The organism is Streptomyces changanensis (genome assembly GCF_024600715.1).
GTDB lineage: Bacteria > Actinomycetota > Actinomycetes > Streptomycetales > Streptomycetaceae > Streptomyces > Streptomyces changanensis.
The window spans coordinates 4,199,781-4,223,398 of the sequence record NZ_CP102332.1 but is presented as its reverse complement, the minus strand read 5'-3'; the positions used below and the strand labels follow the sequence as shown (position 1 = coordinate 4,223,398).

The 23,618-nt window shown below is 74.0% G+C and carries 23 protein-coding genes and 1 pseudogene; 15 read left to right on the top strand and 9 right to left on the bottom strand.

What is annotated here, in order from left to right; genetic code table 11:
* Nucleotides 1-21: 21 nt before the first annotated feature.
* Together NRO40_RS18875 and NRO40_RS18870 are read left to right on the top strand one after the other, a co-directional pair.
* Nucleotides 22-846 carry a purine-nucleoside phosphorylase gene (locus NRO40_RS18875; RefSeq protein ID WP_058941467.1) on the top strand — a complete coding sequence of 275 codons (825 nt, stop codon included), beginning with the start codon at nucleotides 22-24 and terminating at the stop codon, nucleotides 844-846.
* Nucleotides 847-1,010: 164 nt separating this feature from the next.
* Complete coding sequence (locus tag NRO40_RS18870; protein ID WP_058941533.1) at nucleotides 1,011-2,669, top strand: phospho-sugar mutase; 1,659 nt, start codon at nucleotides 1,011-1,013, stop codon at nucleotides 2,667-2,669.
* Nucleotides 2,670-2,737: 68 nt separating this feature from the next.
* On the opposite strand, the gene NRO40_RS18865 is transcribed toward NRO40_RS18870, so the two are convergent.
* The 4 genes from NRO40_RS18865 to NRO40_RS18850 form a co-directional block, all read right to left on the bottom strand.
* Nucleotides 2,738-3,298, bottom strand: coding sequence for a mycothiol transferase (locus NRO40_RS18865; protein ID WP_058941466.1), 561 nt, complete (start codon nucleotides 3,296-3,298; stop codon nucleotides 2,738-2,740).
* A 68-nt stretch (nucleotides 3,299-3,366) separates the two neighbouring features.
* Entirely contained in the window at nucleotides 3,367-3,957 is a 591-nt protein-coding gene (locus NRO40_RS18860; protein ID WP_058941465.1) for a PH domain-containing protein, read from the bottom strand.
* 73 nt (nucleotides 3,958-4,030) lie between these two features.
* The gene (locus NRO40_RS18855; protein ID WP_058941464.1) at nucleotides 4,031-4,237 is read right to left on the bottom strand and encodes a DUF397 domain-containing protein; all 207 of its coding nucleotides are present in this window, start codon (nucleotides 4,235-4,237) and stop codon (nucleotides 4,031-4,033) included.
* On the bottom strand, nucleotides 4,234-5,112 hold the full coding sequence (locus NRO40_RS18850; protein WP_257375450.1) for a helix-turn-helix domain-containing protein: 879 nt from the start codon (nucleotides 5,110-5,112) through the stop codon (nucleotides 4,234-4,236). Before NRO40_RS18850 ends, NRO40_RS18855 begins: the two co-directional genes overlap by 4 nt.
* Nucleotides 5,113-5,267: 155 nt before the next feature.
* On the opposite strand from NRO40_RS18850, the gene NRO40_RS18845 reads away from it, so the two are divergent.
* The 5 genes and pseudogenes from NRO40_RS18845 (at nucleotide 5,268) to NRO40_RS18825 (ending at nucleotide 10,840) form a co-directional block, all read left to right on the top strand.
* Complete coding sequence (locus tag NRO40_RS18845; RefSeq protein WP_079046946.1) at nucleotides 5,268-5,768, top strand: ATP-binding protein; 501 nt, start codon at nucleotides 5,268-5,270, stop codon at nucleotides 5,766-5,768.
* 107 nt (nucleotides 5,769-5,875) lie between these two features.
* Nucleotides 5,876-7,032 (top strand): annotated as a pseudogene (locus tag NRO40_RS18840) (hypothetical protein).
* 523 nt (nucleotides 7,033-7,555) lie between these two features.
* On the top strand, nucleotides 7,556-8,503 hold the full coding sequence (deoC, locus tag NRO40_RS18835; RefSeq protein WP_079046945.1) for a deoxyribose-phosphate aldolase: 948 nt from the start codon (nucleotides 7,556-7,558) through the stop codon (nucleotides 8,501-8,503).
* A 5-nt stretch (nucleotides 8,504-8,508) separates the two neighbouring features.
* The gene (locus NRO40_RS18830) at nucleotides 8,509-9,942 is read left to right on the top strand and encodes an aldehyde dehydrogenase family protein (RefSeq protein WP_058941462.1); all 1,434 of its coding nucleotides are present in this window, start codon (nucleotides 8,509-8,511) and stop codon (nucleotides 9,940-9,942) included.
* Nucleotides 9,935-10,840 (top strand): aldehyde dehydrogenase family protein, encoded by a 906-nt coding sequence (locus NRO40_RS18825; RefSeq protein WP_058941461.1) that lies wholly within the window; start codon nucleotides 9,935-9,937, stop codon nucleotides 10,838-10,840. Before NRO40_RS18830 ends, NRO40_RS18825 begins: the two co-directional genes overlap by 8 nt.
* 551 nt (nucleotides 10,841-11,391) lie before the next feature.
* Here the strand turns inward: NRO40_RS18825 and NRO40_RS18820 are convergent.
* Nucleotides 11,392-11,727, bottom strand: a complete 336-nt coding sequence (locus tag NRO40_RS18820; protein WP_058941460.1) for a hypothetical protein — start codon at nucleotides 11,725-11,727, stop codon at nucleotides 11,392-11,394.
* 54 nt (nucleotides 11,728-11,781) lie between these two features.
* On the opposite strand from NRO40_RS18820, the gene NRO40_RS18815 reads away from it, so the two are divergent.
* Complete coding sequence (locus tag NRO40_RS18815) at nucleotides 11,782-12,486, top strand: uridine kinase family protein (RefSeq protein ID WP_079046944.1); 705 nt, start codon at nucleotides 11,782-11,784, stop codon at nucleotides 12,484-12,486.
* A gap of 114 nt (nucleotides 12,487-12,600) precedes the next feature.
* Here the strand turns inward: NRO40_RS18815 and NRO40_RS18810 are convergent, their stop codons facing one another.
* Nucleotides 12,601-13,341, bottom strand: a complete 741-nt coding sequence (locus NRO40_RS18810) for a SigE family RNA polymerase sigma factor (RefSeq protein ID WP_058941458.1) — start codon at nucleotides 13,339-13,341, stop codon at nucleotides 12,601-12,603.
* 191 nt (nucleotides 13,342-13,532) lie between these two features.
* On the opposite strand from NRO40_RS18810, the gene afsQ1 reads away from it, so the two are divergent.
* The 5 genes from afsQ1 (at nucleotide 13,533) to NRO40_RS18785 (ending at nucleotide 17,891) form a co-directional block, all read left to right on the top strand.
* Nucleotides 13,533-14,210, top strand: a complete 678-nt coding sequence (gene afsQ1 / locus NRO40_RS18805) for a two-component system response regulator AfsQ1 (RefSeq protein ID WP_198549299.1) — start codon at nucleotides 13,533-13,535, stop codon at nucleotides 14,208-14,210.
* Nucleotides 14,211-14,212: 2 nt separating this feature from the next.
* Nucleotides 14,213-15,892 (top strand): sensor histidine kinase, encoded by a 1,680-nt coding sequence (locus NRO40_RS18800; protein ID WP_198549304.1) that lies wholly within the window; start codon nucleotides 14,213-14,215, stop codon nucleotides 15,890-15,892.
* Nucleotides 15,893-15,980: 88 nt separating this feature from the next.
* Nucleotides 15,981-16,571: a hypothetical protein gene (locus tag NRO40_RS18795; RefSeq protein WP_257375449.1), complete on the top strand. Its 591-nt coding sequence runs from the start codon at nucleotides 15,981-15,983 to the stop codon at nucleotides 16,569-16,571.
* Between the two features lie 387 nt (nucleotides 16,572-16,958).
* A complete protein-coding gene (locus NRO40_RS18790; RefSeq protein ID WP_058944085.1) occupies nucleotides 16,959-17,600 on the top strand; it encodes a VanZ family protein in 642 nt (213 codons plus the stop codon).
* A 90-nt stretch (nucleotides 17,601-17,690) separates the two neighbouring features.
* Nucleotides 17,691-17,891, top strand: coding sequence for a PspC domain-containing protein (locus NRO40_RS18785; protein ID WP_058944084.1), 201 nt, complete (start codon nucleotides 17,691-17,693; stop codon nucleotides 17,889-17,891).
* A 105-nt stretch (nucleotides 17,892-17,996) separates the two neighbouring features.
* On the opposite strand, the gene NRO40_RS18780 is transcribed toward NRO40_RS18785, so the two are convergent.
* Complete coding sequence (locus NRO40_RS18780) at nucleotides 17,997-18,317, bottom strand: hypothetical protein (RefSeq protein WP_058944083.1); 321 nt, start codon at nucleotides 18,315-18,317, stop codon at nucleotides 17,997-17,999.
* 138 nt (nucleotides 18,318-18,455) lie between these two features.
* Complete coding sequence (locus NRO40_RS18775; protein ID WP_058944082.1) at nucleotides 18,456-19,610, bottom strand: adenosine deaminase; 1,155 nt, start codon at nucleotides 19,608-19,610, stop codon at nucleotides 18,456-18,458.
* Nucleotides 19,611-19,788: 178 nt separating this feature from the next.
* On the opposite strand from NRO40_RS18775, the gene NRO40_RS18770 reads away from it, so the two are divergent.
* Nucleotides 19,789-20,562 carry a dienelactone hydrolase gene (locus NRO40_RS18770; RefSeq protein WP_058944081.1) on the top strand — a complete coding sequence of 258 codons (774 nt, stop codon included), beginning with the start codon at nucleotides 19,789-19,791 and terminating at the stop codon, nucleotides 20,560-20,562.
* A gap of 665 nt (nucleotides 20,563-21,227) precedes the next feature.
* Here NRO40_RS18770 and NRO40_RS18765 read toward each other — a convergent pair.
* Nucleotides 21,228-22,190 carry a LysR family transcriptional regulator gene (locus tag NRO40_RS18765; RefSeq protein ID WP_079047340.1) on the bottom strand — a complete coding sequence of 321 codons (963 nt, stop codon included), beginning with the start codon at nucleotides 22,188-22,190 and terminating at the stop codon, nucleotides 21,228-21,230.
* Nucleotides 22,191-22,253: 63 nt separating this feature from the next.
* Here NRO40_RS18765 and NRO40_RS18760 point away from each other — a divergent pair, with 63 nt between their 5' ends.
* Nucleotides 22,254-23,552, top strand: coding sequence for an MFS transporter (locus NRO40_RS18760; RefSeq protein WP_058944078.1), 1,299 nt, complete (start codon nucleotides 22,254-22,256; stop codon nucleotides 23,550-23,552).
* The last annotated feature ends 66 nt before the right edge of the window (nucleotides 23,553-23,618 follow it).

Below are 23,618 nucleotides of genomic sequence, written 5' to 3'. Positions count from 1 at the left end.
AGACGGGTTACCCTCGTCCGCGTGAACGCAACTGTTACCCCGGACCACCGCCAGGACGACCCCCACGCCGCCGCCGAGGCCGCCGCCGCGCGCCTGCGCGAGCTGACGGGTGCCGAGACCCACGACGTCGCCCTCGTGATGGGCTCCGGCTGGGCCCCGGCCGCCGACGCCCTCGGCGCCCCCGAGGCCGAGTACCCCGTCACCGAGCTGCCGGGCTTCCCCCCGCCGGCCGTCGAGGGCCACGGCGGCAAGATCCGCTCGTACCGCATCGGTGACAAGCGCGCCCTGGTCTTCCTGGGCCGCACGCACTTCTACGAGGGCCGCGGCGTCGCCTCCGTCGCCCACGGCGTGCGCACGGCCGTCGCCGCCGGCTGCAAGACCGTCGTCCTGACCAACGGCTGCGGCGGTCTGCGCGAGGGCATGCGCCCCGGCCAGCCGGTCCTGATCAGCGACCACCTGAACCTCACCGCGGCCTCCCCGATCGTCGGCGCCAACTTCGTCGACCTGACGGACCTGTACTCGCCGCGCCTGCGCGCCCTGTGCAAGGAGGTGGACCCCACCCTGGAGGAGGGCGTCTACGTCCAGTTCCCCGGCCCGCACTACGAGACCCCGGCCGAGATCAACATGGTCCGCGTGCTCGGCGGCGACCTGGTCGGCATGTCCACCGTCCTGGAGGCCATCGCGGCCCGCGAGGCGGGCGCCGAGGTCCTCGGCATCTCCCTCGTCACCAACCTGGCCGCGGGCCTTTCGGGTGAGCCGCTGAACCACGAGGAGGTCCTCCAGGCCGGCCGCGACTCGGCCGCGCGGATGGGCGAGCTGCTCACCCGCGTCCTGGAGCGCATCTGACCCCGGACCCGGGGGCCGGGGCCCGGCGCACCCCCTGAGGGGCGGCCACGGCCGTAACGGAGGGGGTCTGCGCCCGACCGGCATCGGGTAACGGATCCACACCCCCGACGACGCGACGCGACGCGTACGACTTCAGCAGAGAGGCAGACCCCGTGCAGCAGAACCTGCGGCCCGACCAGCCGGACCTCATCGCGCAGGCCGAGGCGTGGCTGGCCGAGGACCCGGACGCCGAGACCCGCGACGAACTCGCGCGGCTCCTCGCCGACCGCGACCTGGACGAGCTCGCCGGCCGCTTCGCCGGCACGCTGCAGTTCGGTACGGCCGGGCTGCGCGGCGAGCTGGGCGCGGGCCCGATGCGGATGAACCGCTCGGTGGTCATCCGCGCCGCGGCCGGCCTGGCCGCCTACCTGAAGGACCAGGGGCAGGCCGGCGGGCTCGTGGTCATCGGCTACGACGCCCGGTACAAGTCGGCCGACTTCGCCCGGGACACGGCCGCCGTGATGGTCGGCGCGGGGCTGCGCGCCGCGCTCCTGCCGCGCCCGCTGCCGACGCCGGTCCTCGCGTACGCCATAAGGCACCTGGGCGCGGTCGCCGGCGTCGAGGTGACCGCCAGCCACAACCCGCCGCGCGACAACGGCTACAAGGTCTACCTGGGCGACGGCTCGCAGATCGTGCCCCCGGCGGACGCGGAGATCGCGGCCCGCATCGCCGACGTCCGGTCGCTGGCGGACGTCGAGCGCGCGGAGGAAGGCTGGGACGTCCTCGGCGACGAGGTGCTCGACGCGTACCTGGAGCGCACCGACAAGGTCCTCACCCCGGGCACCTCCCGCTCGGCGCGGGTCGTCTACACGGCCATGCACGGCGTGGGCAAGGACGTGCTCCTGGCCGCGTTCGCGCGCGCGGGCTTCCCCACGCCGGTGCTCGTCGAGGCGCAGGCGGAGCCGGACCCGGCGTTCCCGACGGTCGCCTTCCCCAACCCGGAGGAGCCGGGCGCCATGGACCTGGCGTTCGCGACGGCCCGCGAGGCCCGACCCGACCTCGTCATCGCCAACGACCCCGACGCCGACCGCTGCGCCGTGGCCGTACCCGACGACTCGGCGGCGGGCGGCTGGCGGATGCTGCGCGGCGACGAGGTGGGCGCGCTGCTGGCGGCGCACCTGGTCGACAAGGGCGCGAAGGGCGTGTTCGCGGAGTCGATCGTGTCGTCGTCGCTGCTGGGCCGGATCGCCGCGGCGGCCGGCGTGGGCCACGAGGAGACCCTGACGGGCTTCAAGTGGATCGCCCGCGTGGAGGGCCTGCGGTACGGCTACGAGGAGGCCCTCGGCTACTGCGTCGACCCGGAGGGCGTCCGCGACAAGGACGGCATCACGGCGGCGCTGGCCGTCACGGAGCTGGCCTCGGAGCTGAAGGAGCGCGGCCGGACCCTCACCGACCTGCTGGACGACCTGGCCGTCGCCCACGGCCTGCACGCCACCGACCAGCTGTCGGTCCGCGTCCAGGACCTGACGGTGATCGCCGACGCGATGCGCCGCCTGCGCCAGGCCCCGCCGACGTCGCTGGCCGGGCTGACGGTCGCGCGCGCCGAGGACCTCACGCACGGCTCGGAGGCGCTGCCGCCCACCGACGGGCTGCGGTACTACCTGGAGGGCGAGTACCGGGCGCGGGTCATCGTCCGCCCGAGCGGCACCGAGCCGAAGCTGAAGTGCTACCTGGAGGTCGTCGTCCCCGTGGCGGACGCCGCCGCCCTCCCGGAGGCCCGCACCCGGGCGTCCGGCGTCCTGGCCGCGATCAAGCAGGACCTCGCCGCGGCAGCCGGCATCTGACGCACCTCACCCCGACGGCCCCGCCGCTCCCCCGGGAGCGACGGGGCCGTCGCCGTGGGCGACTCCCGTCACTGACCCACCCTCCCGTCGACGCACTCGCGCAGCAGGTCGGCGTGGCCGCAGTGCCGGGCGTACTCCTCGATCCGGTGCACCAGCAGCTCCCGGACCGCGATCCGCTCCTCGCCGACGCGCTCGCCCAGGTCCGCGTACGCGGCCAGCGCGGCGTCGGTCGCGGCCTGCTCACGCTCCAGGTCGGCGTACGCGGCGTCGACCACGGCCTGCTCGGCGACGGCGCCGTGGAAGTCCGCGTCGCGCCGCCCGTAGAGCTTCGGCAAGGGCTCGCCGTCGCTGATCCAGTTGCGCCAGTCCCGCTCCACCTCGGCGAGGTGCCGGACCAGGCCGAGCAGCGACATCGTCGACGGCGGCACCGACCGCCGGGCCAGCTGGTCCGCGTCCAGGCCCTCGCACTTCATCCGCAGGGTCAGGCGGTACCCCGCCAGGAAGTCCTCCAGCGTCGCGAGCTCACCGTCCGGACCGGCACCCTCCTTGTCACGGGGGTCGTCGTCCGGGTCGGCCCACATGTCGGGGTGGACGGTCGCCTGGGTCCATCGCTCGGGTTGCTCGCTCATCCGGGCATGGTGCCGCCCCGCCCCCGGCTCCGGCCACCGCTTTTCCGTGACGGCCCCCGCCAGCGCCCCTAGCGCAACGCGAGCGACATCACCAAGGCCACGGATCCGACGGCGGCGGGGGCGATCACCTCGTACGCCCAGCGGACCTGCGGCTCCCCCTTCGCCGACGGCCGCACGGCGTTCTGCTCGGCCAGCTGCCGCAGCTCGCTGAGGGTGCTCTCGGCGCCGACCAGCACCTTGCCCCCGGTACGGACGGCCAGCTTCCGCTGCCGCATCGAGACGGGCACGGCCCACAGCTGGTACTTCTCGCCGCCGCGCGTCACGACCTCGGTCGAGTACGTCGCCCGCAGCGCCTCGACGGCAGCCCAGGGCACGTCGACCGTGCGGAACGGGTTGCGGACCCGCATCCGGTCGTCGTTCGCGTACACGGCGGGCCGGAAGGTGAACGCCACCACGAGCGGCACACCGGCCAGCAGCGCCGCGAGCGCGACCCAGCGCGTCATCCCCTCGCCCCGCACGAGGGCGTCGCCGCCCATCCACAGCCCGATGCCCAGCAGCAGCACACCACCCGCCATGGCCAGCGGCGACCGGTAGACCCGCTCCGCGTAGGGGGTCTGCGAAGGTGTACCCGACGTACCGGGCTGCTCAGGGCTCGTCATGCGGCAGATTGTGCCTCACACCCCCCGAGAACCCCACGCACCGGGTCCCCACACCCCCGCAGCGGCGGAACGATCAGCTCCGCGACGCGTACGCGACGAAGACGGCGAACGCCTCCGGCCCGACCGCGAGGCGCGAACCGTCGATGTTCTTGGAGTCGCGCACGTGGACGACGGCGGGGGACATCGCGACCTCGACGCAGTCGTTCGGGTTGCTGCTGTCGCTGTAGCTGCTCTTGAACCAGACAAGTCCGTCACGTTCACGCACGGTCTTGCGCATCATGTCTCTCCCAGCACTTCCTCGATGAGGGCCAGCGACTCCCGGGGGGTGAGAGCCTGAGCTCGGATGATTCCATAGCGCAGTTCGAGCACTCTTACGTGCTTCGGGGTCGATACGGGACGCCCCCCGAACTCCTCGTCGGCACGCCCCACCGCCGCGCCATCGTCGAACTTGAGCACCTGGATCCGCCCGCCCGTACCGGGGTGGTCCCATCGGTCGGTCGGCATGACCTGGATGTCGACGTTGGGCAACCGCCCGAGCTCCAGCAGTTGTTCGAGTTGCCGATGCTGCACGATTGTCCCCCCGATGGGGCGGCGCAGGGTCACCTCTTCCAGGACAAAGCTCATGTCAGGCGGAGGTGTTCGACTGAAGATGCCCTGCCGGGCCATCCGAGCCGCGAGCGCCCGCTCCAGCTCGTCGCAGGTGAGGGTGGGACGCCGAGTGCCCAACAGCGCCCGCGCGTACTCCTCGGTCTGCAACAGGCCGTGCAGGTTGTGATTGCCGTACGACAGCAACTCGACGGCGCGTGCCTCCAGCTTCGCCAGGTCCCGCACCTTCTTCGGGTACCGGACCTCCTCCACGTCCTTCTTCATCGCGGCGATCAACCCGCTCGCCTTCAGGACCCTGTCGACCTTGTCCAGGTACTCCGGCCGGGGAATCCGCTTGCCCGCCTCCACCTTGTAGACCAGGTCCTCGCCGTACCCGATCAGGTCTCCGAGCTCCGCCGCCCTCAGGCCGGCGGCCTCCCGGCGCAGCTTGAGCTGGCGCCCCACCGTCGCGACGACCGCGGCACCGGACTCGTCGTCCGGGTCCACCTCCCAGCCCGGCTCGTCCGCGTCTCCCTTGAGTCGCTCCGCCCCGCTCACTTCCGCCGTCAACCGCGCCACCTCCCGCGTACCGCCACAGTCGTGCACCCCTTGCCCACCCGCCCCTCCGCACAGGCCGGACACGAGCCGACAAGGTCCGGACAGTGACTGTACGCATGCGGCGGATCACTGGCCGCCACAGATCCTCCACCTCCAGGATCTGTGACATGAGCCACAACGCCACCCAACCCCTCTCCCAGCAGGGGGTCTTCACCGTGCAGCCACACCCGTCCCGAGCGGGTGCGCGGCTCGCGCGGGACCTGGCCGCCGTATGGCTGCGCGGCGGCGCGGTCACCCGCCCGGTGGCCGACGACGCCCTCCAGGTGGTCGCCGAACTCGCCGCGAACGCCGCCGTCCACGGCCGGGTCCCGGGACGGGCCTTCCTCCTCACTCTCCGCCTCACCTCCGCCGGCAGCGTCCTGCGCATCGAAGCGACGGACACCCGCTGCGACCGACTGCCCACCCCGCAGGCACCCACGGCCGACGGCGAGAGCGGACGCGGGCTGCTGATCGTCGAAGCGCTGGCGGACCGGTGGGGCGTCACGGAGGGCCCGACCCCCCGCAAGACGGTCTGGGCCGAACTGGACCTCACACCGGACCGGGACCATGCCCGCAGGTCGGCCGCCGGCCAGGCGCGGCAAAGGACGAGCCCCGACCGGACACCCTGACCCGCCGAGACGCGGGGGGCACACCGCTCGCCGCTGTCGGTCGGAAAGCCCGTTGGCGGGCCGCCACCGAGCTGCGAGGATGCCTCTGTTTCCCAGGCGGAGGATCGGTGTTCGTTTTCGTGTGTGCGGGGTGCGGCGTCGAGTTGACCGCCCCGTTGTCCCAGGTCTGCCTTCCGGTTCACGCCCATCAGGTCTACGGGAACGGTGCCCAGCTGCCGGTGCTCATGGAGACCGGGACCTTCGCCGTCGACCCGGAGCCTTGGGGGCCGCCGTGGCGCAAGTGGGAGCACATCCATCCGCACGAGGCAGCCGTCCGCGGTGTCCACGCACCGGTCCACGCCCCTCCGACGGCGCGCCCGACGCGATCGTGATCGCACCCGGAGACGTCCGCGGCGTTCTGCTGGTCCCCGAGGAGCGGGGTGGCGCCTGCTGCGGCCTGGACGGGACCGGCGGCCCCAACATGGCCTGCGAGGCGTGCGGCCTGCTCGTGGCGACCAGGATGGACGACTGTTCGCTCTGGCAGGCGGTGTGGCTCGCCCCCGACGCCGTACAGCGCCTCCCTCTCGACGGTGTCGACACCGAACCCCTCTCGTGGGAGGGGCTGATGGAGGAGGGGCGGAGCACACCCCCATGCGAGCCGGTCGCCACATGGGCGTCTCGGCTCGGGTCGAGCCGCCATTGGACATGGAGCCCGCAGTGGGAGGCAGCAGCCGGCCGGGCGCTCGCCCACCTCCTCGTGGCCTCCGGAGGGCAGCCGGTGACCGTCCCGGACGGCCTGGCCGAGGAGGTGTTCCAACGCGCCCTCGACGCACTCCTGCCCGCAGGTCCGCAGAAGCGGCGCGCCGCCCTGACCGGACCAGGACTGCCCACCCCGGAGGCGGGCGTCGACATCCAGCTCGTACCGGTCCATCCGCAGACGGGACAGACCTGGGCCCCCGGCGGCGCGGCCACATCGGCATACCCGGTGCCGCTGCCGTTCGGGGTGTGGCTGTGGATGGCCTTCCCTCCGCCGCATCCACCAGTTCCCGCGTCGGGCCGCGTACCCGACGACGTCCTCCGCGAGCCGGTCGGCCGCCGCCTGGGCGGCGGCAGCGGCTGGCGGCCGGACTTCGACGACTCGCACCCGCCGCGCCCTCCCCACCTGTTCCGGATCGACCGCCGAACGTTCCACCACACCCTGGCCCGGCTGTCGGCCGTCCGCAGCCCGTGGCTGCGCGAGATCCTCGACAACCTCACCCACCACAGGTACATCGGCCTCTTCTAGCCGGCAGAAGGCGCCGACGCCCGGTCTCCCGTCCGGTGAGCACGCTGCCCCGAAGCGAAGCGCGGACGCACTCCGTACCAACGGGCCCGGCTCGGCACGTACAGCCCGGCGGTCGCCGCGGTCGCCGACGGCCGGAGGCGGGGCCGTGGCGGGTTGCCCCCGCAGGGGTTGGCGGCGTCAGCGGGGTGACTTCCGCGGTACCCGAGGCCGCCGACCCCGAGGAGGTGACCCGCCGCGGCCCCGCCCCACCCACCGGCCTCGGGCGCCCCACGCGTCGCCCAGCCGCCGAACACCGCCCGCCCCCACCGACCCCACGCGCCGCACCGCACCGCGCGACACCGCACCGCACCGCACCGCGCGACACCGCACCGCGCGACACCGCACCGCACCCGGCCGCACCGCATCACCACCCCACGTGACCCGCCTCACAGCGCGCCGCTCACCTGTGCGTTCCCCGTCACTTCTGCGCCCTCGCACTCCCGGGGGCTGTACAGGACGCTACGCGCGTAGATATGCTCCCCTGGTGACCATGCCCACCAATGCACTCGCTGACGTGACCGCGTCCGACAGCACACTGCGCCGCTTCCTCCACGGGCTGCCCGGCGTCGACGCCGTCGGTCTCGAAGCGCGCGCCGCGTCCCTCGGAACCCGTTCGATCAAGACCACGTCCAAGGCGTACGCCATCGACCTGGCCATCTCGATGATCGACCTGACGACGCTCGAAGGCGCGGACACCCCGGGCAAGGTCCGGGCGCTCGCCGCCAAGGCCGTCCACCCCGATCCCACCGACCGCACCACGCCGCGCACGGCCGCCGTGTGCGTCTACCCCGACATGGTGGCCACCGCCAAGGCCGGCCTGGCGGGTACGGACGTGAAGGTCGCCTCCGTCGCGACCGCCTTCCCGGCCGGCCGCGCCGCCCTCGACGTCAAGCTCGCGGACACGCGTGACGCCGTCGCCGCCGGGGCGGACGAGATCGACATGGTGATCGACCGCGGCGCGTTCCTCGCGGGCCACTACCTCAAGGTTTACGACGAGATCCGCGCCGTGAAGGAGGCCGCCGGCCCCGCCCGGCTGAAGGTCATCTTCGAGACCGGCGAGCTCTCCACGTACGACAACATCCGCCGCGCCTCCTGGCTCGGCATGATCGCCGGGGCGGACTTCATCAAGACCTCGACCGGCAAGGTCGGCGTCAACGCCACCCCCGCGAACACCCTCCTCATGCTGGAGGCCGTGCGCGACTTCCGCGCCCAGACCGGGGTACAGATCGGGGTGAAGCCCGCGGGCGGCATCCGGACCACCAAGGACGCCCTCAAGTTCCTGGTCCTGGTCAACGAGACCGTCGGCGAGGACTGGCTGGACAACCACTGGTTCCGCTTCGGCGCGTCGAGCCTGCTGAACGACCTCCTCATGCAGCGTCAGAAGCTGGCCACCGGACGCTACTCCGGTCCCGACTACGTGACGGTGGACTGATCACGATGACCAAGTTCGAGTACGCCCCCGCCCCCGAGTCCCGCTCGGTCGTGGACATCGCGCCGTCCTACGGCCTGTTCATCGACGGCGAGTTCACCGACGCCGCGGACGGCAAGGTCTTCAAGACCGTCTCCCCCTCCAGCGAAGAGGTCCTCTCCGAGGTCGCCCAGGCCGGCGCCGAGGACGTGGACCGGGCCGTGCGGGCCGCCCGCAAGGCGTTCGAGAAGTGGTCGGCGCTGCCCGGCTCCGAGCGCGCCAAGTACCTGTTCCGCATCGCGCGGATCATCCAGGAGCGCTCCCGCGAGCTGGCTGTCCTGGAGACGCTGGACAACGGCAAGCCGATCAAGGAGACGCGCGACCACGACCTCCCCCTGGTCGCCGGGCACTTCTTCTACTACGCGGGCTGGGCGGACAAGCTGTCCCACGCCGGCTTCGGCGCCGACCCGCGCCCGCTGGGCGTGGCCGGCCAGGTCATCCCGTGGAACTTCCCCCTGCTGATGCTCGCGTGGAAGATCGCCCCGGCGCTCGCCGCGGGCAACACCGTCGTCCTGAAGCCCGCCGAGACGACCCCGCTCTCCGCGCTGTTCTTCGCGGACATCTGCCGCCAGGCGGGCCTGCCGAAGGGCGTCGTCAACATCCTCCCCGGCTACGGTGACGCCGGTGCCGCGCTGGTGCAGCACCCGGACGTCGACAAGGTCGCCTTCACGGGCTCGACCGCCGTCGGCAAGGCCATCGCGCGCCAGGTCGCGGGCACGCGCAAGAAGCTCACGCTGGAGCTGGGCGGCAAGGGCGCGAACATCGTCTTCGACGACGCCCCGATCGACCAGGCCGTCGAGGGCATCGTCACGGGCATCTTCTTCAACCAGGGCCAGGTCTGCTGCGCCGGATCGCGTCTGCTGGTGCAGGAGTCCATCCAGGACGAGCTGCTGGACTCCCTCAAGCGCCGACTGTCGACGCTGCGCCTCGGCGACCCGCTGGACAAGAACACCGACATCGGCGCGATCAACTCCGCCGAGCAGCTGGCCCGCATCACGGCGCTGGCGGACACCGGCGAGGCGGAGGGCGCCGAGCGCTGGTCGGCGCCGTGCGAGCTGCCGTCCACCGGCTACTGGTTCGCGCCGACGCTCTTCACGGGCGTCACGCAGGCCCACACCGTCGCCCGCGACGAGATCTTCGGCCCGGTGCTGTCGGTACTGACGTTCCGCACGCCGGACGAGGCCGTCGCCAAGGCCAACAACAGCCAGTACGGCCTGTCGGCGGGCGTCTGGACGGAGAAGGGCTCCCGCATGCTCGCGGTCGCCGACCGGCTCCGCGCGGGCGTCGTGTGGGCCAACACGTTCAACAAGCTGGACCCGGCCTCGCCGTTCGGCGGGTACAAGGAGTCGGGCTTCGGCCGCGAAGGCGGCCGCCACGGTCTGGAGGCGTACCTCGATGTCTGAGACGGCGACGCGGCTGAGCGTCTTCAAGACCTACAAGCTGTACGTGGGGGGCAAGTTCCCCCGCAGCGAGAGCGGCCGGGTGTACGAAGTGACCGACGACAAGGGCAAGTGGCTGGCGAACGCGCCGCTCTCCTCCCGCAAGGACGCCCGTGACGCGGTGGTCGCCGCGCGCAAGGCGTTCGGCGGCTGGGCCGGCTCGACGGCGTACCTGCGCGGCCAGATCCTGTACCGGGTCGCCGAGATGATGGAGGGCCGCCGCGGCCAGTTCGTCCGCGAGGTGGCCGACGCCGAGGGCCTGTCGAAGTCGAAGGCGGCGGAGGTCGTCGAGGCGGCGGTGGACCGCTGGGTCTGGTACGCGGGCTGGACGGACAAGATCAGCCAGGTCGTCGGCGGCGCCAACCCGGTCTCCGGGCCGTACTTCAACCTGTCCACGCCGGAGCCGACGGGTGTCGTCGCCGTGCTGGCGCCGCAGGAGTCGTCGCTGCTCGGTCTGGTGTCGGTCGTCGCCCCGGTGATCGCGACCGGCAACACCGTGGTGGTCGTGGCGAGCGAGCGGGCCCCGCTGCCGGCGCTGTCGCTGGCCGAGGTGCTGGCCACGTCGGACGTGCCGGGCGGCGTCGTGAACGTGCTGTCGGGCCGTACGGCGGAGATCGCCGCGCCGCTCGCCGCGCACCAGGACGTCAACGCCATCGACCTGACGGGCGCGGACGCCGAGCTGGCGCGGGACCTGGAGGTCGCGGCCGCCGACAACCTCAAGCGCGTCCTGCGTCCACAGGCTGTGGACGGCGGCGCCGACTGGACGGCCGACCCGGGTACGCGTCGGCTGACGGCGTTCCTGGAGACGAAGACGGTCTGGCACCCGACGGGCTCCCTGGGCGCGTCCGGCTCGGCGTACTGAGCCGCACGCCGCCCGCACGACCACGGCCCCGCCTTCCCTCCGTCCGGGGGAGGCGGGGCCGTTCCGTGCTCGGGTCGCGTGCCTGCCGCGGCACGTCACCGGGCGCCGGTCGGTGGGTGGGTCGTTCGCGCGTGCCGTGCCTGCCGGCCTGCCGCGGCACGTCACGGGGCGCCGGTCGGTGGGTGGGGTCGTTCGCGCGTGCCGTGCCTGCCGCGGCACGTCACGGGGCGCCGGTCGGTGGGTGGGGTCGGGGCCGCGGTGGGTCACCTCCTCGGGGTCGGCGGCCTCGGGTACCGCGGAAGTGAACCCGCTGACGCCGCCAACCCCTGCGGGGGCAACCCACCACGGCCCCTCCCGACCGCCGTGGGCCCGTGCGGGAAGTGTCGGGATCGGCTGAGTACGGGCCTTCCACGGCCGCCGTGGGCCCGTGCGGGGAGTGTCGGGATCGGCTCAGTACGGACCCTCACGGCCGCCGTGGGCCCGTGCGGGGAGTCTCGGGCCGCGTACGGGCCCTCGGGTGGGGTGAGTTGCGCTCCGGCTGGGGGCGGTGGTCAGCCCGGGATGAGGCCGCCGAGCAGCGGGCCGGCTACGGGGAGGTTGGGCGCGTTGGTGAGGGAGCCGGTCGCGGACGTCGTGGAGACCGGCCGGAAGTCCGACACCTGCGTGCCGACACCGTTGTTCAGCGGGTCGACGCCCGTCTCCGCCAGCGGGTTGACCTTGAGGTTCTTCACCGGGGCCGTCGCGTGGGGCACGGCGGCCGTCACGGCCTGCAGGGCCGCCTGGGCGTCGACCTCGTGCAGGTCCGCCGCCTGGGCCGTGCCGGCGGCGGCGCCGAGGGCGGCGCCCACGGCCGTGACGGCGAGTCCGGCCTTCAGCAAGGGGTTCATGGGAGTTCCTGCCTGGTGGGTGATCGGTCGGGCACTCACCGTAGTGGAGGTGTGATGCTCGATACCAACGGGTCCCCGACGGGGTCCCCCTACCGGGGCAATGGTTCACACTGGTGTCCCGTGAGCTCCCAACCCATCCCGACCCGCGTCGTGCTGCTCGCGGGCCCCTCAGGCTCCGGCAAGTCGTCCCTCGCCGCCCGTGCCGGTCTTCCCGTGCTCCGGCTCGACGACTTCTACAAGGAGGGCGACGACCCGACGTTGCCCCTCGTCCCCGGCAGCACGGACATCGACTGGGACTCGCCCGGGTCCTGGGACGCGGAGGCGGCCGTGTCCGCCATCGTCGAGCTCTGCGCCACCGGCCGCACCTCGGTCCCGGTGTACGACATCTCCACCAGCTCCCGCGTCTCCCGCGAGACCCTGGACATCGGCCGCACACCGCTGTTCGTCGCGGAAGGCATCTTCGCCGCCGACGTGGTGCGGCACTGCGAGGAGCTCGGGGTGCTCGCCGACGCCCTGTGCCTGCGCGGCCGGCCGTCCACGACGTTCCGCCGGCGGCTGCTGCGGGACCTGCGCGAGGGCCGCAAGTCGGTGCCGTTCCTGCTGCGCCGCGGCTGGCGGCTGATGCGCGCGGAGCGGTCGATCGTGGCCCGGCAGACGGAGCTGGGCGCCCACCCCTGCGGCAAGGAGGAGGCCCTGGGGCGTCTGGCCGCAGCGGCGACCGGCCGTCACCGCACGCCGAGGACGCCCGAGCCGGCGTAGGGCCCCGTCCCCCGCACACGCGTGCGCCGGACAAGCCCCCCAGCTTGTCCGGCGCAGGTGTTTCCCCCGTGCGCGGTCCGTGGTCCCCCCGGGCCCCGGACCGCCCCCCTGCCTTCAGGCCACGAGCTGCCCGAAGGACTCCTCCTGGTCACGGCCGAAGCTGAGGACCTCGTCCTCGCGCAGCCGGCGGAGCGACCGCCAGATGCTCGACTTCACCGTGCCGACGCTGATGTCCAGGATCTCCGCGATCTCCGGATCCGTGCGGCCCTCGTAGTAGCGCAGCACCAGCATGGTGCGCTGCAGTTCGGGCAGTCGGGCGAGCGCCTGCCAGAGCACCGCGCGCAGCTCCGTGCCGCGCATCGCGTCGGAGTCGCCGACCGTCTCCGGCAGTTCCTCCGTCGGGTACTCGTTGAGCTTGCGGCGCCGCCAGGCGCTGATGTGCAGGTTGGTCATCGTGCGGCGCAGGTAGCCGCCGACGGCCGCCTTGTCGCTGATGCGGTCCCAGGCGCGGTACGTCGAGAACAGCGCGCTCTGGAGCAGGTCCTCCGCCTCGTGGCGGTCACCGGTGAGGTGGTAGGCGGTGGCGTACAGGGAGGCGCGGCGCTCCTGGACGTAGGCGGTGAACGCGATGTCCGCGCTCCCCCGCTTCGCCGGGGCCTGCCGCTCCCCCTTGACCTCCCCGTACGCGCTTCCCCCGTCAGACAGGGCGACCATGTAGGGCGCCTTGTGCTGACGCCCGGCGCCGCGAACGCACCCCCGCCCGTTCACGGCGCCGGACTTCTCCGTGCTCCTGGCGACGTCGTGGAGACGCGTGACTACTGCGTTCGAGGTGGTGCTGTGCTGCACTGCGTTCATCACGCCCCCCTGTCGTCGTGGAGTCGGCTGATCCGTGTGAAAAAAAGCTTGCCCAGGCCAGTTCATGACGGTGTCCGTCGACTGTCACAGCCGTGTCACAGGGGCGGTTGACATACCGGTCCGGTACCGGACGAGCCGTGGGAGCGCTCCATGTGTCGAACTCGTCTCCCCCCATGGGACAGAATGACGCCGTGCCTTTCCTGTTGCTGATCGAGGACGACGACGCCATCCGCACGGCCCTCGAACTCTCGCTGTCCCGCCAGGGCCACCGCGTGGCCACCGCGGCGACGGGTGAGGACGGCCTGAAACTGCTGCGCGAGCAGCGGCCCGACCTGATCGTCCTGGACGTGATGCTGCCGGGGATCGACGGTTTCGAGGTGTGCCGGCGGATCCGGCGGACGGACCAGCTGCCGATCATCCTGTTGACCGCGCGCAGCGACGACATCGACGTGGTCGTCGGGCTGGAGTCGGGCGCGGACGACTACGTCGTCAAGCCGGTGCAGGGGCGTGTCCTGGACGCGCGGATCCGTGCCGTGCTGCGCCGCGGCGAGCGGGAGACGACGGACTCGGCGACGTTCGGCTCGCTGGTCATCGACCGGTCGGCGATGACGGTGACGAAGAACGGCGAGGAGCTCCAGCTCACGCCGACGGAGCTGCGGCTGCTGCTGGAGCTGAGCCGCCGCCCGGGCCAGGCGCTGTCGCGGCAGCAGCTGCTGCGGCTGGTGTGGGAGCACGACTACCTCGGCGACTCGCGTCTGGTCGACGCGTGCGTGCAGCGGTTGCGGGCGAAGGTGGAGGACGTTCCGTCGTCGCCGACGCTCATCCGCACGGTGCGCGGCGTCGGTTACCGGCTCGACAGCCCCGCGTGAGGATTCGTGAAGGACGGGGCAGCACATTGAGCGGGGCCGCGAAGGGCGCGCAGCGGGCGCTGAGTGCGGGCAAGCGGTGGACGAGCCTGCGCGTCCGGCTGATCATCGTGTTCGGCCTGGTGGCGCTGACGGCCGCCGTGTCGGCGTCGGGGATCGCGTACTGGCTGAACCGCGAGGCGGTGCTGAAGCGTACGCAGGACGCGGCGCTCGGGGACTTCAAGCAGGAGATGCAGAACCGGGCGGCGGCGCTGCCGCTGCGGCCGACGGAGGAGGAGCTGCGGCGGACGGCCGAGCTGATGGCCGTCGGCGGGGGCGGGTACAGCGTGGTGCTGCTCGGTGAGCGGGACGCGGGGAAGCCCATCGTCGGCGTGTCCGACGCGGACCGGTTCACGCTGAGCGACGTGCCGCCGTCGCTGCGGGCCGCCGTGGACGAGGAGCAGGAGCTCACGTCCGGCAACCGGCACTCGTACCACGTGTTCTGGCTGCGGACGACGCTGCGCGGGAAGCCGTACCTGGTGGGCGGGACGCGGATCATCGGCGGCGGCCCGACCGGGTACATGCTGAAGTCGCTGGAGCCGGAGCGGCAGGACCTGAACTCGCTGGGCTGGTCGCTGGGGGTGGCGACGCTGCTGGCGCTGCTGGGGTCGGCGCTGCTGGCACAGGTGGCGGCGACGACGGTGCTGAAGCCGGTGCACCGGCTGGGCGAGGCGGCGCGGCGGCTCGGCGAGGGGAAGCTGGACACGCGGCTGCGCGTGTCGGGCACCGACGAACTGGCTGAGCTGGCCCGGACGTTCAACGACGCCGCGGAGAGCCTGCAGAAGAAGGTCGCGGACATGAGCGCGCGGGAGGAGTCCAGCCGCCGGTTCGTGGCCGACATGTCGCACGAGCTGCGCACGCCGATGACCGCGCTGACGGCGGTCACGGAGGTGCTGGAGGAGGAGCAGGACGGTCTCGACCCGATGGTGGCGCCGGCCGTGTCGCTGGTGATCAGCGAGACGCGGCGGCTGAACACCCTGGTGGAGAACCTGATGGAGGTCACCCGGTTCGACGCCGGCACGGCCCGTCTGGTCCTGGACGACGTGGATGTGGCCGACCAGGTGACGGCGTGCATCGACGCGCGGGCGTGGCTGGACGCGGTGGAGCTGGACGCCGAGCGGGGCACCATGGCGCGGCTGGACCCGCGGCGCCTGGACGTGATCCTGGCGAACCTCATCGGCAACGCGCTGAAGCACGGCGGTTCGCCGGTGCGGGTGTCGGTGCGGACGACGGGCGACGACCTGATCGTGCGGGTGCGGGACCACGGGCCGGGCATCCCCGAGGACGTCCTGCCGCACGTCTTCGACCGGTTCTACAAGGCGAGCGCGTCCCGTCCCCGTTCGGAGGGCAGCGGTCTCGGGCTGTCGATCGCCATGGAGAACGCGCTGATCCACGGCGGTGACATCACGGCGGCCAACTCCCCGGACGGGGACGGCGCGGTGTTCACGCTGCGCCTGCCGCGCGACGGTTCGGCGGTCGCGGCGGGTGAGGACGCCGGGGAGGACGGCCCGGCGCGGAGCGGGACGGGCGACGGCGGCCGCGGACGGAGCGGGCGAGGGAACGGTGGTCCGGGGAACGGCGGCCGAGGGAACGGCGGTCCAGGGGATGAGGGACAGCGGAGTGACGAGCGGGATGCGGGTGCCTGAGGCCGGCGGCGGACGGTCCCGTCCGGGCGGCGTCCGGGGCGCGCGGGCCGGCCGGCGCGGACCGCGCCCCGCCCGCGGCGGCAGGCGCGTGCTCGCCGGTGCGGCCGCGCTGGCGGCGGTGGCGGCGCTGACCGCCGGGTGCGGGATCCGCACGACGTCGGTGCCGGTCGACGCGGGCGGGGCGCCCTCGCGGGTGCCGTGCAGCCTGTCGGAGGCGGCCACGGGGTCGCGGACGCCGGACGGGGGCACGACCGCGCGGGTGTACCTGGTCTGCGCGTCGGGGCTGGAGCCGGTGGACCGCACCCTGCCGCCGTCGGACGCGGCGACCGGCGAGGCGGGGCGCGTGGCCGTCGCCCGGGCACTGGTGGAGGCGATGCGGGAGCGGCCGTCGCAGGACGAGCGGCAGGCGGGCTTCACCACGTACGTCGAGGAGCCGTTGACGGTGTCGGCGGGCCGGGAGGGCGACCCGGAGGGCGCGCTGCGCCTCAGCCGGCAGCCGGAGGACCTGCCGCCGGCGGCGCTGGCGCAGATCGTGTGCACGTACGCCGGTGCGGACGCGACGTCGGTGGGCGGCACGGTGGTGCTGGGCGGGCCGGGGAAGTACCCGGTGCGGCGGTACGTGTGCGACGAGGGTGTGAAGGAGCGGCCGGAGTCGGCCGTGCCGACGCGGAGCCCCTGATTCGGCTGCGGTGCTGCGGGGCTGCGGCTTGCGGTGATGCGGGGTGGCTGTGGCGCTGCGGGTGCGGTGGTGCGGGGGTGGCTGTGGGGCTGCGGTGGTGTGGCTGCGGCTTGCGGTGGTGCGGGGGTGGCTGTGGCTGCGGGTCCGGCCGGTGGTCGGGTGTGGCTGTGGCGCTGTGGCTGGTGGGCCGGACGCCGAGCCCCGTTCCGGGTGTGGTGCGGCTGGTGTGGCGGATGGGGGACCGCTGTTCCGGGTGCGGCGCTGCGCCGCGGATGTGACTGCGGGCGCGGCCCGTGGGTCGGACGTGGAGCCCTCTGATCCGGGTGCGGGTGCGGCCCGTGGGCCGCACGCGGAACCGATCCCGCCGGTCCCCGCGTCTTGGGGGGCGTGCAGCGTCAAGGTTCGGGCGGCAGCGCCGCCCTCCGCTACCGCGTGGCGGGGCTCGTCCTCCTCTTCGTCCATCTGGTGTTCGTGGGGTGGCTGACGCTGCGGCCGCTGGACGTGATGTGGGTGACGGCGGCCAATCTGGAGCCGCTGGCCGGGATCAGGGCCGACCTGGCGCTGGGCCCGGTGGAGGCGGCGCGGCGGATCGGCGAGTCCCTCCTCCTGCTGGCGCCGCTGGGGGTGCTGCTGCCGCTCGCGGACGCGCGCCTCGACGTGGCGCCGTGGGCGTCCCTGGTGCGGACGGTGTCGGCGGGCGCCCTGCTGTCCCTGGGGATCGAGCTGCTGCAGACGGCCGTGCCGGGCCGGGTGGTGGACGTCGACGCGGTGCTCCTCAACGCCGCCGGCGTGGCGCTGGCGCACCTGGCGGTGGTGCCGGCCTGGCGGGCGAGGCTGCGGCGCAGGCTGTACGGGCCGGGCGGCGGGGGCGCGGGCGGCCCGCGGGCCGGGATCGGGGCCCGGGTCGGCGCCGGTGCGGGCGGCTGGTCCTCCCCCGGGCGGAGCCGCGGGCCCGGTGGGACCCTGCGCCGGGAGGACGGCCCCCAGGGGGCGACCCCGAGGATTCCCAGGGTCGGGACCGCCCCGTAGCCTGACGTTTTGTCCGGTGGGTGCGGGCAGGATGGAGTCATCGGGAGCCGACGAGAGGCTTCCGCGACACAGCTCACGAAGGAGCCCACCATGGCCGCACTGACCCGCCCCCGTGACGGACGCGTGATCGGCGGAGTGTGCGCGGCGCTGGCACGGCGCTTCGGCACCTCGGCGACGACGATGCGCGTGATCTTCGTGGTGTCCTGCCTGCTGCCGGGCCCGCAGTTCCTGCTGTACCTGGCACTGTGGATGCTGCTGCCGGTGGAGCGGGGCGCGAAGCCGGCCTGGTAGCCCGCCGGAGCCGGGGCGTCACGTACGTACGGCGGTGGGCGCGCATCCTTCCCGGATGCGCGCCCACCGCCTCGCCGTGCGTGTCGCCTCGTCGTGCGTGTCGGCTCAGAGGCCGGCCGCCGGGAGGGCGCCGCCGACCGGGAGGCCGCCGAGGAGCCCGACCACCGGGTCGGCCGGGGTGTTGACCGGCACCGCGGGGGCGGCGTCGGTGAGGGAGTCCAGGACGCCCTGCGTGACCGTGGCGGTCTCGCCGGCGCCGCCGGGCAGCTGCGCGACGGTCTCGGCGACGGGGAGCATCGAGGTGACGGTCTGGAGGGCCGGGCCGGTGGGGACGGAGGTGAGCGCGGAGGCGCTGCCGGCGGCGGAGGCGGCGAAGGCGGCACCGAGGGCGGCGACGCCGAGGGTCTTGGCAGCGGACTGCTTCATCGGATTTCGTCCTTGGGGTGACTCGGGGGGTGGAGCGGCTCTGCAACGTAGCCACGGGCCGCCGGACCCCGCAAACACCCGACGGTGGGCCGTTCGGCGGCGCCCGCGTCCCCCGCACCGGCCGGGAGCGGCGCGGCGTCAGGCGTCCTGGGCGGGAGAACCGCTGGTGGGGCCGGTCGACCCGAACAGCCAAGCGGATCTCAGCGCGGCGAAGCCCGGCTTGATCACGTCATTGATCATCGCCAGTCGTTCATCGAAAGGGATGAACGCCGACTTCATCGCGTTGACCGTGAACCACTGGACGTCGTCGAGCGTGTAGCCGAACGCCTCGGTCAGGTGCGCGAACTCCCGGCTCAGGGTGGTGCCCGACATCAGCCGGTTGTCGGTGTTGACCGTGGCCCGGAAGTGCAGGCGGCGCAGCAGGCCGATGGGGTGCTCCGCGTACGAGGTGGCGGCGCCGGTCTGGAGGTTGGAGGTCGGGCACATCTCCAGCGGGACGCGCTTGTCGCGCACGTACGCGGCGAGGCGGCCCAGCGTGACCGTCCCGTCGTCGGCGATCCCGATGTCGTCGATGATGCGGACGCCGTGGCCGAGGCGGTCCGCGCCGCACCACTGGAGGGCCTGCCAGATCGACGGCAGCCCGAACGCCTCACCGGCGTGGATGGTGAAGTGGTTGTTCTCGCGCTTCAGGTACTCGAAGGCGTCGAGGTGCCGGGTGGGCGGGAAGCCCGCCTCGGCGCCGGCGATGTCGAAGCCGACGACACCGGCGTCCCGGTGGGCGTTGGCCAGTTCGGCGATCTCCAGGGAGCGCGCGGCGTGCCGCATCGCGGTGAGGAGGGCGCCGACACGGATGCGGTGGCCGTTCGCGCGGGCGCGGCGCTCCCCCTCGCGGAAGCCCTCGTTGACGGCGTCCACGACCTCGTTCAGGGTGAGGCCGGCCTCCAGATGCTGCTCGGGGGCGTAGCGCACCTCGGCGTAGACGACGCCGTCCTCCGCGAGGTCCTCGGCGCACTCGGCGGCGACGCGGAAGAGGGCGTCGCGGGTCTGCATGACGGCGCAGGTGTGCGCGAAGGTCTCCAGGTACCGCTCCAGCGAACCGGAGTCGGCGGCCTCGCGGAACCAGGTGCCGAGCCGTGCGGGGTCGGTCTCGGGGAGGCCGGCGTAGCCGCCGTCGCGGGCGAGGTCGACGACCGTGCCGGGCCGCAGGCCCCCGTCGAGGTGGTCGTGGAGCAGGACCTTCGGCGCGCGGCGGAGCTGGTCCGCGGTCGGGGTGGTGAGGCTCTGGCTCGTCATTCCGGCACTGTAGTCCCTACGCGCGTAGAGGGACCGGTGGTGGCGCGAACCGGCCGTGGGCCGGTCCGGGGGCGGGCAGGGGCGGGCTGGGGGCGCGTGGTTCGCGGGGGTCACCCGATACGGAACGGTGACCGCGTGTACGAGTGGCGTACACCTCCTCTTCTGAGACTGTTCTGCCATGGCACACCACGCACTCGTAGGCCCGGGCACCGCCCGGGAGGCGCGCCTGGGGCGGGCGGTCGGGGGTTCGGGAACGGCGGCGGTCGGCGGGGTGGTGCTGCTGCTGCCGGACGGCTGCGCCGAGTCGGTGCGCCGCGCCTCGCCGCTGCACCGCGCCGCGCTGGCGCCGCTGGCCCGACGGCTCGCCCGGGCGGGCCGCGACGACGGAATGGCCGCGCACGTCGTGCGGTACGGGTGCCGCGGCTGGAACGGCGCCGACGAGCGGCTCGCCGTGGACGCGCGGTGGGCGGTCGCCGAGGTGGTGCGGCGCCACGGCGACGTACCCGTCTGCCTCGTCGGCCACGGGATGGGCGGCCGCGCGGCGCTGCGGGCGGCGGGGCACGCGGCCGTCGTGTCCGTGCTGGCGCTGGCGCCGTGGCTGCCGGAGGACGACGTGGCCGCCGAGCCGGAGCCGGTCGGGCAGCTGGTGGGGCGTCAGGTGATGTTCGTGCACGGGACGAACGACGCGGCGGCGCACCCGGACCTGTCGTACCGGCTGGCGGTGCGGGCGAAGAAGGCGAACCGGGCGACGTGCCGGTTCGAGGTGCACTCCGACGGGCACGCGCTGCGCCAGCACCACGGCGAGGTCCTGGCGCTCGCCGAGGACTTCGTGCTGGGCTCGCTCTTCGGACGCCCCCACTCCCGCCCCGTGGTGGACGCCTTCGCCGCGCCGCCCCCGCTGGGCCTGCGCATGCCGCTGGCGGCGGGCTTCGGCCGGTCCCTGCGGCACTGAGGCGCCTACCGGCCGGGCGTCGGCGGGCGGGCGTCGGGGCGGCCGGGGCGAGCGCCGGGGCGGCGTGGGTGGTGCGCGTACCGGCCGGAATCCGCCGTGCGGGCGGACGCCAGGGCGGACCTGCCCGGGCGGTGTGTCCGGGCTCGGCGGGCGTCAGTCCTGGTCGGTCCTGCGGCGCGGGTCGGGCTCGCCGCCCGCGATCGTGTCGGCGTACTCGGCCGGGTCGATGGTCCCCCTCCGGTCGGGCGCGATGCCCGGGCTGCCGCCGGGCTGTCCGCCAACCGGTGGCGCCGTGACCGCCCGGGACGCCGGGGACGCTGTCGGCGTCCGCGCGCTCCCGGTCGATGCGGCGGGTCGCGCGGACACCCGGGCGGCGCTCCGGGTACGGGTAACCGAACGGCTGCGACGCCGCCCGCTCCTCCTCGGCCTTCCGGGCCGCCTCCGCCGCCTCGGCCTGGTGGCCGGCGCGGTGGTCCACGGGGTCTACGGGGTCCACGCGGTCCACGGAGTGGTTCTCGTCGTGGTGCGTCGTGCCCGTCGGGTACCCGGCCCCGCCGCCCGATGCAGGCCGGACCCGGTCCTCGGTGGCCCCCGCGGGTGCCTTGTCGACCAGGTCGCGTCGGGGAGTGCCGGCGCCGCGCGCCCGACCTGACCGGCGCGACCCCCTAGTGCTCCGCCTCGCCGAGGAGCTTGCCGCGGCGGGACAGGAGGAACCGCTTGAACGCCGCCACCGGGGGCGTGTCCGGGCGGCCCGCCTGCCAGGCGACGCCGATCTCGCGGGCCGCGCGCGGTGCCGTCACCGTCAGTTCGACGACCCCCGGGCGCCGCACGGCCGGCGGCGGGAGCAGCGCGACGCCGAGGCCGGCCGCGACGAGGCCCCGCAGGGTCTCCGCCTCCTCGCCCTCGAACGCCACGCGCGGCCGGAACCCGGCCTCCGCGCACAGGTCGTCGGTGATGCGGCGCAGCCCGTACCCCGGTTCGAGGGTCACGAACGCCTCGTCGGCCGCCTCCGCCAGGCGGACGCGCTTGCGGCCGGCCAGCCGGTGGTCGTCCGGTACGACGAGCCGCAGCCGCTGCTCGTCCAGCCGCCGGGCGACCAGGTCGGGGGCGTCCGGCACCGGGGAGGTCAGGCACAGGTCGAGCTCACCGGCGCGCAGGCGTTCGAGCATCGCCTCGCCGTAGTTCTGCACGAGGGTGAAGCGGACCTTCGGGTGGTCGACGCGGAACGCCCGCAGCAGGCCCGGGACGGTCTCCGAGCCCATCGTGTGCAGGAAGCCGAACGCGACGCGCCCCGCCGTCGGGTCGACGTCCGCGCGCACCGCCTCCGCGGCCCGCTCCACCTCGCCGAGGGCCCGCTGCACGGAGAGGAGGAACGTGCGGCCCGCCGGGGTCAGGGACAGCGCGCGGCCCCGGCGCGCGAAGAGCGTGACGCCGAGGTCCTCCTCCAGCCGCGCCATCGCGCGCGACAGGGTCGACTGCGGCACTCCGGTCTCCCGCGCCGCCCGGGTCACGTGCTCGTGGCGGGCGACCGCCGCGAAGTACGCCAGGCGAGGGGCAAGCAGCAGGCCCATTTCTTCTTCGTTACTGTTCAGTGACAGCCGTGGCTGTGGCCTGTACTCATGCACCATGGGAACGATTAAAGCCGTTCCGTGCATTGGACGCATGAACGGCCGTCTCCGTACGGTCGAGGCATGTCTCCCGCCAGTACCGAGGCGTCCACGGCTCCCGTGGACGCCGACACGCGCCTCGCCCCCGGACGACCCGGCCACCGCCGCATGAGCCTCGCCCTCTTCGCCGCCGGCGTCGCGACGTTCGCCCTCCTCTACTCGACGCAGGCCCTGCTGCCCGCCGTCTCCGCCGACTTCGCGGTCTCCGCGTCGGCCGCCAGCTGGACCGTCTCCGCCGCGACGGGCGCGCTCGCCCTGTGCGTCCTGCCGCTCAGCGCGCTGTCGGAGCGGTTCGGGCGGCGGGCCCTGATGACGGCCTCCCTCGTGGTCGCCTCCGCCGTGGGACTGCTGGTGCCGTTCGCGCCGGACCTGGAGTGGCTGGTCGCGCTGCGCGCCGTGCAGGGCGCGGCGCTGGCCGGGGTGCCGGCGTCGGCGATGGCGTACTTGGCGGAGGAGGTGCGTCCGAAGGCGCTGGTCGGTGCGATCGGGCTGTTCGTCGCGGGCAACAGCGTCGGCGGCATGAGCGGGCGGATCGTGACCGGCTGGACCGCACAGCTGTGGGGCTGGCGGGCCGGGCTGGCCGCCGTCGGCGTGCTGGCGGTGGTGTGCGCGGTGGCGTACCGGCTGCTGCTTCCCCCCGCCCGCCACTTCCGGCCGGGCACCCTCGACCCGCGCGCCCTGGCGCGCACGGTGCGCACGCACCTGTCGGACCCGCTGCTGATGCGGCTGTACGCCATCGGCGCGCTGTTCATGACGGTGTTCGGCGCGGTGTACACGGTCATCGGCTACCGGCTCGTGGAGGCCCCCTTCTCGCTGCCGCAGGGCGTCGTCGGTTCGGTGTTCCTCGTGTACCTGGTGGGCACGGCCGCCTCGGCCGCGGCCGGGCGGCTCGTCGGCCGCATGGGGCGGCGCGGGGCGCTGTACCTGGCCGTCGCCACGACGGCGGCCGGTCTGCTGCTGTCGCTGTCCGGGTCGCTGACCGCCGTGCTGGGCGGGCTCGTCCTGATCACCGCGGGGTTCTTCGCCGGCCACGCCGTCGCCTCGTCGTCGGTGAGCCGGGCCGCGACCACCGGCCGCGCCCAGGCGTCCGCCCTGTACCAGTCGGCGTACTACCTCGGCAGCAGCGTCGGCGGCACCCTCGGCGCCGTCGCCTACCACCGGGCCGGTTGGGGCGGCACGGTCCTGCTCGGGCTGGTCGCGGTCCTCGGCGTCGTCTCCCTCACCCTGTACGGCACGCACCGGGCGCGGGTGGCGGCGCGGCGCGTCGGCCCCCGGCCGGCACCGGAGCGGAGCGTGCTCGTCGCGGCCGGCGGAACGCGCTGACCCCTTCGCGCGGACGGGTGGGTCACGAGGACGCATCGCGCGCATTTTCGGTACAACCGCGAGGCG